7 protein-coding genes are annotated in these 7,701 nt (G+C 42.1%); 4 read left to right on the top strand and 3 right to left on the bottom strand.

The window, feature by feature from the left end:
- Positions 1–8: 8 nt before the first annotated feature.
- Positions 9–1,856, top strand: a complete 1,848-nt coding sequence (locus ACFI6G_RS21550; protein ID WP_102385095.1) for a putative bifunctional diguanylate cyclase/phosphodiesterase — start codon at positions 9–11, stop codon at positions 1,854–1,856.
- A gap of 166 nt (positions 1,857–2,022) precedes the next feature.
- Here the strand turns inward: ACFI6G_RS21550 and ACFI6G_RS21555 are convergent, their stop codons facing one another.
- From ACFI6G_RS21555 to ACFI6G_RS21565, 3 genes are all read right to left on the bottom strand, one after another.
- A complete protein-coding gene (locus ACFI6G_RS21555; RefSeq protein WP_010431192.1) occupies positions 2,023–3,315 on the bottom strand; it encodes a peptidoglycan DD-metalloendopeptidase family protein in 1,293 nt (430 codons plus the stop codon).
- A gap of 334 nt (positions 3,316–3,649) precedes the next feature.
- Positions 3,650–3,949, bottom strand: a complete 300-nt coding sequence (locus ACFI6G_RS21560; protein WP_010431194.1) for an isoamylase early set domain-containing protein — start codon at positions 3,947–3,949, stop codon at positions 3,650–3,652.
- A 124-nt stretch (positions 3,950–4,073) separates the two neighbouring features.
- Complete coding sequence (locus ACFI6G_RS21565; RefSeq protein WP_010431197.1) at positions 4,074–4,727, bottom strand: hypothetical protein; 654 nt, start codon at positions 4,725–4,727, stop codon at positions 4,074–4,076.
- 32 nt (positions 4,728–4,759) lie between these two features.
- Between ACFI6G_RS21565 and ACFI6G_RS21570 the strand changes: the two genes are divergently transcribed.
- The 3 genes from ACFI6G_RS21570 (at position 4,760) to ACFI6G_RS21580 (ending at position 7,656) form a co-directional block, all read left to right on the top strand.
- Positions 4,760–5,242, top strand: coding sequence for a GFA family protein (locus ACFI6G_RS21570; RefSeq protein WP_462710467.1), 483 nt, complete (start codon positions 4,760–4,762; stop codon positions 5,240–5,242).
- A 140-nt stretch (positions 5,243–5,382) separates the two neighbouring features.
- Positions 5,383–6,057, top strand: a complete 675-nt coding sequence (locus ACFI6G_RS21575) for a YoaK family protein (RefSeq protein ID WP_010431200.1) — start codon at positions 5,383–5,385, stop codon at positions 6,055–6,057.
- Positions 6,058–6,285: 228 nt separating this feature from the next.
- Positions 6,286–7,656, top strand: a complete 1,371-nt coding sequence (locus ACFI6G_RS21580) for a YjiH family protein (protein WP_010431202.1) — start codon at positions 6,286–6,288, stop codon at positions 7,654–7,656.
- The last annotated feature ends 45 nt before the right edge of the window (positions 7,657–7,701 follow it).

A 7,701-nucleotide genomic window follows, 5' to 3' on the forward strand; every position in this document is an offset into this window, starting at 1 on the left:
TGATGACTATGACTCAACATGCACACAACAGAATGATAGATACCGAGCGTATTGGACGTTTACTTAAATTGGAAGGTATCGACCTTTTAGAGTCGGCCGTGCTTACTTTGCATCAAACATTTGGTACTCAATACACCAGTATCATAGAGAAAAAGTACTTTCCGGATCAAACGGTTCCCTTAGTCATAGCCCATTCGGACCATGTCTTGCGTGACAAAATCAACGCACGTCATAGGCATATCTATCAGCAAGCAGTTAATCAAAAACACCCAGACTGCTCATTCGCTCAACACATCGTTCAGTCGCTACCAACATCGGCATTTAGACAAGAAATAACATCACAGAATTCAATCGCGATTCCCACTCGTACTCAGAGTGGTGAAGTGATGGGGGTGTTATTTTCAACATTCACTTCCCCTCTAACTCCGGATCAACAACAAGATGCAATTAAATATCATCAACTGTTTGCAGACATCATCATACACACACTGAGAGAAATGTGGTTTAACGATCGTTCTGAACAACTCGTCAATCAACTGAGTTATGAAGTCTCACACGACAGTCTTACTGGCTTACAAAACCGCAGTTGCTTATCTGATACCTTAGAGTCGATCACTCAACAAAGCGTCACACCATTCACATTAGCGCTGCTAGATATCAACAGCTTTAAAGCAATTAATGATATTCATGGCAATTATATTGGCGATAAAGTGCTGCAGCACCTCGCCGAGATCTTGCGCCGAACATTGCCGGAAAGCAACTTAACGTTTCGAACAGCCGGAAATGAGTTTGCTTTTATCACATATCATTCCGATCCCATAGCCGTATGCGAAGAGGTGTTAGCTAAGATAAAGCAAGGATACAGTAGCGTCGACATCAAGATTGAATTCGACGTTAGCATCGGTATTGCTAGCTCAGACGGCGATAATAAAGATGTAGAACAGATAATATTCAACACCAGTTTGGCGCTAAAAGAGTGCAAACGAAACCAAGATGTCCACATTCAGTGTTATGACACTCACCTGAGAGTTCGCTATCAAAGAAAAACAGAGTTGATCGCAGCATTACGAAGTGAGCTTGCGAACCCGATTTCACAGAGCCTTCACCCTAGCAACAATGGAATGTACGTGGTGGTGCAACCAATCGTTGCTCAAGGCGAAACACAATGGGGATATTTTGAGGTACTTACTCGCTGGAAGACCGCCAAACACGGAGATATCTCTCCGGTAGAGTTCATTCGAGTCGCGGAAGAATCAGGTCAAATTGTTGAACTGGGTGAACGTATTATAGAACTAGTATGCCATGCGAAAACGATATTGGAGCAAGGATTAGGCTACAAAGTTAAACTTGGGATAAATTGTTCAGCACATGAACTTACCGACTCTAAGCGCTATATCTCCTACCTAACTCGGACTATTGAACAGCACCATTTTAAGGCTGATGAATTTGTTATTGAGTTGACAGAAACCGTGCTTCTGTCTCCGACACAAGAGACGAAATCAGCGCTAAACTTCCTAAGAGGGCAAGGTTTTACCATTGCACTCGACGATTTTGGCACAGGTTATTCAAGCTTAAATTACATTCACAGCTACCCTATCGATTGCATTAAAATTGATGCCACTTTCATTCAAAACTTACTCACTAACTCGACCTCAGAAAGCGTCGTATGGTTGATCATTCAGCTGGCTCACAGGCTAGACGTATCATTGGTTGCCGAGGGTGTTGAGAAGCGTGAACAATTAGAAAAGTTGCACGCAATGGGATGTAACAAAATCCAAGGGTATCTCTACTCGCCGCCTATGCGACCAGAAGCGATAGTCAGCTATGTGACTCACTCAGAATCTCTTGCGGAGTAACCGTAAGCGTTCATACTCCAAGAAATCAACAACAAGTGGACCTCAGCGCAACCAATAATCAAAAAAGCCGCGGTATATCAACTAAACCATTTAGCTGTTTAGCATACTACTCACGGCTTTATTAGGTAGCTTCATTCAACGATATAGACAAGTAAACCAGTTAACGTTAACTATTGTTAGATTGCGTTTCTAGGGCTTTCTTTAACAGCTTGTCGGCTTCATCTCGAGCGGCAATGAAGGTTGCTTTTTCCTTTTTAGGCACTGAATCTGCCATCGGAATATTCGCAGTCATCGCGTTAACAGGGCGACCGCGCTCAATAAGTTCATAGTGCAAATGCGCACCCGTCACTCGGCCCGTTTTACCCGATAAACCAATACGTTGGCCACGCGATACCGTTTGTCCTTTACGCACGAGAATCTTACTTAAATGCAGGTAACGCGTTTTATAAGTGCTGCCGTGCTGAATCACCACGTAGTTACCCGCGTAAGGGTGTTTACGGGTCATGATCACTTTGCCGTCACCCGTTGCTTGAACTGGCGTACCAATTGGCGTCGCGAAGTCTGTACCGTTATGTGGTGAGATTCGGCCTGTCACAGGATGTAGACGTTTCGGGTTGAATTGAGAACTTTGACGCCAGCCGCTACTCACGGGATAACGTTGGAAAGCACGCTGTAGGCTATCACCGTCCGCATCATAATATTGGCCATCGGTATGAAGATAAGCAGATACAACACGGTTTCTGTTGATGATCTTGATTGCTTCAATTTCACGTTTTCCGGTAGCAACACCATCAACAAATTGAGCTTTCTGAAGCACTTCAAACTGATCGCCAGCGCGTAAGTCTCGGCTAAAGTTCAGCTTGTCTTTAAGAAGAGTCACAATATGGTCGATCTCTATGCTGCTCAAACCGACTTTATTCGCCGACATCGAGAAACTACCTTGAATATCGCCGACTAGAGGCTTTTGTTTCCATTCACCAGGAATAGAGATATCTTCGAATTCATAGTTGCCATCTTCAAGTCGTCGATAAACCACTTTATCAGCAACACTAAATTGAAGTTCCATTTTGGAAAGATCACCTGTCGCCTCATTACGCCAAAAGCGCAATGTATTACCAGGACGAAGCGTATCCAACGCAAGGAAGTTTAGATCGGTTTCCATCACACTCATCATCGATTTATATGAAAATCCAAGCTGAGTGAAAATGCTACTCAAGTTATCACCAGTTTGTATCTGATACTCAAACGTCGGCGGTTCAATAGCAGTAACAGAAGAAGATGACAGAATTGACTCAATAACCGTTGAGTCCGGTAAATTCAGATCGACGGTTTTAGTCAGATCCGATGGCGAAGATTGCAAAGCAACACCAATCGCTGCAATAAGTGGCAGTCCTAAAATCGCTACTTTTTTTACAGGTGAAAGCTCAGCAAACGGAGAGGAAAATATTTTTGAATACACGGTAAACAGGTCTTTCTACGATATAAAAGGCTAGGATATGCTTTTCAAACGCATAAATCATCAATGCATTGTCATAATATGATGCGAATCTTACTCTGTATCGCTAAGTCATTGAGTTACCGTTAATGAGGAAAGACATTTTTATGAAAAAATTAACCGCTGATTTTGGAAACAAAAAAGCAGAAACGGCTAGCTTCTGCTTTTTATTGATTTACGTTATTCCGTTTCGCTTGATTAATAACCGAAGCGAATTAGTTGTTTATTTAAGTAAAAGAAGTACCTAGAACAACAACGCCTCCTTCCCGAAAAATAAGCAAAACGTAAGGTGCCGTCGTTAGGCGTTAACTGTCGAAACTAGACAATTATCTTCACCAAACTCATTCGCAATATAGCGATCTGCATCCGCATCATTCACCCATTGTTGGTCATCAACTAGGTAACGGAATTGAAATTCACCATTTTTAGGCAAACGAGTTTTAAATTTGTAAACTTTACCTTTTGCCAATTTTTTCATTGGCGTCGCCTTCCAATCAAGAAAGTCGGCAACGATGGATACTGAATTCGCTTCTTGAGCTTCTAGCTCAAAAGTCACTTCCACTTCATCTTTCGTCTTAAAAAAACGTTTATTAATCATTCGCAAGCTCCATTTGTAAAAATAAGCAGACACAAAGCAAAGTGTGTCTAAATTTCATTCGTCTATTTAAGATAATATGTAATTTAGCTCACATAAACAACAGATCCTTGCGCGAACAAAAACCTTATTGCTTACCAATTGATTGCGTATCAAAAGAAAAGCTCATTAATACCTTTTCAGAAGGTGGTTCTGTAAATGATTGTTCCAAAGAATGCTGAGTAAAGCCGATAAAACCTTCCCCAGTGAGTTTATTTTCCGTTTGAAGATTTTGTGCATTCGTCACTTCTAAAGTTTGAATCTGTATGCGATCACCCAAAAAAAGTTGATCGACCAACACAACTCGGCTTCGTTGTTTATCGTGTTTAAACAGACCTAGGTAGTAAAATACGCCGCTACCTTGATTCGACACCCACATAGGTGAAACAAAGAAGTTCGCCTGCCCTAACGTAACACCTGAAAGATTTTTAGTGTCGACCGTCACCACACCACGTTCTGCTCCCGAATCGTAACGACCAAAAGCAATTGATCTTGTTGTATCCAATTCCTTGATAAAAGCAAATGCGTTGGTTTCAGGCACTTTAATTGTCCATGGATTGGTCGTCTTCAAATCAAAAACTTCTTCAACCAAAGAGTCATAAGTGACTTGAGATGAAGGAAACTTCGCCAAGATCTCTTCATCACTTAAGCTAAAGCGATAAATACCCGCCAAGATCACCACTACTAGCATGACAATGGGAATCAGTAAAATCAGAGGTATTGGTAAGATTTTCTTTTTCATGAGCAATTATATTCTTTTGTTTTCATCCAGTTGTGCAGACCATAAATGGCTTTAGTATAATTATCAATACAGGGTTAACCAGAAGTGGAGCATGGATGGATATCAATCATATTAAAAATAGAAATATCAGAAGTTGCGAATGCCGCTGTGGAGCAGTCAACCTAGTATGCAGAGGTGAACCTCAAAAAACCTCTATTTGTCACTGCTACGAATGCCAGAAACGAACTGGAAGTGTATTTGGAGTTCAAGCTCGATACCCATTAGATCAAGTGACATTAAACGGAGAGGTGACTCGTTTTTCTCGCATAAGTGACACTGGTAATGAAGTCACCTATCAATTTTGCCCTAAGTGCGGCACTACCATGCTTTTACAATCCGTTGCCGCCGCCGATTTTTACATCGTCCCGCTAGGATTATTTAAAGAACAAGATTTCCCGCTACCGAGCTTTTCAATTTACGAGGAAAGAAAACATGGCTGGGTTAAGTTTGAACATCAAATGAACCAGTACAGCTAACAGTAATGTTTCGACAAACTGCTATGCTAGAAACAAATGCAATACTGTTGCCTAAGATCAAATATGATGGCTAGACAACGCTAGCGTATCTTTTTGCTAGCGTTATAATCTTGCTCCTCTTTTAACCCGGAATGAACCACATGATTTCAAAGCTACCTCGCTGGGTTGAATACGGCGCTTTACTGTTAGCAGGCCTTGCTGGCAGCGTTAACGCTATTGGGCTGCTCGGCTTCCAACACCAAGCCATCTCACACATATCGGGCACCATGTCTTTGTTGGGCAGTAGCTTACTCACCCCAACGTCTGCATCTATACATCTTTTGTTGGTTGTTATGAGCTTTATGTTGGGTGCCGCGTTCAGTGGGTTCTTTATTGAGAATCAAGCATTGAAACTAGGACGTCGCTATGGTGTCGCTCTGTGTATCGAAGGCGGATTGCTATTCTTATCACTATGGGCACTGTTACAAGGCTACACGTCAGGCCAATACTTCGCTTCAGCAGCATGTGGCTTGCAGAACGCTATGATCACGACCTACAGTGGCGCGATCATTAGAACAACGCACATGAGCGGTATCATCACAGATCTCGGGATAATGATAGGGGCAGGCTTAAAGGGAGTGCCTTTTGACCGTCGCAAAGGCAAGCTACTGATGTTCATTGTGGTTGGCTTTTTATTTGGTGGCTTAACCGGAGCTTGTCTATTCCAGCGCTTTGAAATTTTGGCACTGGCTTTCCCTGCCTCTTTTGCTTTCATTATTGCGTTTATCTATTGGCTCTATCTTACCTATCGAACTGAAACACAGGCCAACTTATAAATATCTGGCAATATATTCTTAAACTACGTAACATCCGCAACACTTTATTCTAAACTATTAATGAGTTTCAGAATATCCAGTTTGAATATTTAGCGGTATTTGATGAATAGTATTGCAAGAACTATCAATACTGGGTAATCTTGCAGCCAATGAGAAAATACGGATGTTTAGAGAATAAAATGCCAAGGATATGGCTTTTTTACATGTAGAAATACGAGAACAATTAACATGTCTAACAACACGAATACTGCTCAACCAGAGAAATCTAAAGGCAGTTTCTGGGTTTTCTTAATCCCATCATTGATTGGTTTATTCCTTTTCATGGCACCAATTAGCTACCAAGGCGATCTAACCATCCCTGTTGCTATCTTAGCCAAGTCAATTCAAGCGGTTTTCGGTGAGTCTCTAGTAGCAATTATCACTGCAATCGTTGCTTTCATGTCTGTAGCTTCCGTTTTAAGCTCCATTTTCAAGCCAGCATTCATCACATCAAGTTCATTTTTAAACGGCCTTTTCAACCCATCTCCACTTTGGTTGCTGGTTCGTATGATTGGTGGTGCTGCCGCATTCATGGCATTTTTCCAAATCGGTCCTGAGTTTATTTGGGAAGAGAACACTGGCGGCTTAGTGCTAGAAGGCCTACTTCCAACCCTGTTCTCGGTATTTATCTTTGCAGGTTTGCTACTACCTCTTCTACTTAACTTCGGTTTACTAGAACTTTTTGGCACATTATTAAGTAAAATCATGCGTCCAATCTTTAACCTACCAGGCCGTAGTGCTATCGACTGTATGGCTTCTTGGTTAGGTGACGGCAGTGTTGGTATCCTACTAACGAGTAAGCAGTACGAGAAGAAATTCTATACTCAGCGTGAAGCGGCTGTTGTTGGTACGACGTTCTCTGCAGTCTCTATCACGTTTAGCCTTGTGGTTATTGCTCAGGTCGAGTTAGAGCACTTGTTCCTACCTTTCTATGCAGCTATCTGTCTAGCGGGTATTGTGGCTGCGGTAATCATCCCCCGCCTTCCACCACTAAGCATGAAGAAAGACACCTTCATCGATGGTAGCAAGCCGCACAAAGACGCTGATGCAATTCCTGCTGGTTACTCAACATTCTCTTGGGGTCTTAAACTAGCGGTAAACAAAGCATCACAAGTGAAGTCGGCTAAGTCTGTATTTGGCGAAGGCGTTCGTAACGCAGTAGATATGGTCTTTGGTGTACTACCTGTTGTTATGGGCTTAGGTACGATGGCACTGGTTATTGCTGAATACACCTCTGTATTCTCATTTTTAGGTCAGCCTTTCATTCCTTTCCTTGAGCTACTTGGTGTGCCTGAAGCGGTAGCAGCCTCTGAAACGATCGTTGTTGGCTTTGCGGATATGTTCATTCCAGCAATCCTTGCAGCCTCTATCGACAACGAGATGACTCGCTTTGTTATTGCAGCCATGTCGGTGACTCAGCTGATTTACATGTCTGAAGTAGGTGCTTTACTTCTAGGCAGTAAGATCCCAGTGAACATCTTAGAGCTATTTATTATCTTTATTCTGCGTACTCTAATTACGCTTCCGGTCATTGCTGGTGTAGCACATCTAATATTCTAAATTAGATGTAGCACGATAAATATGTAATTTATAAAGCCTTACTGT

The sequence above is a fragment of the Vibrio sp. PSi01 genome, assembly GCF_054960695.1.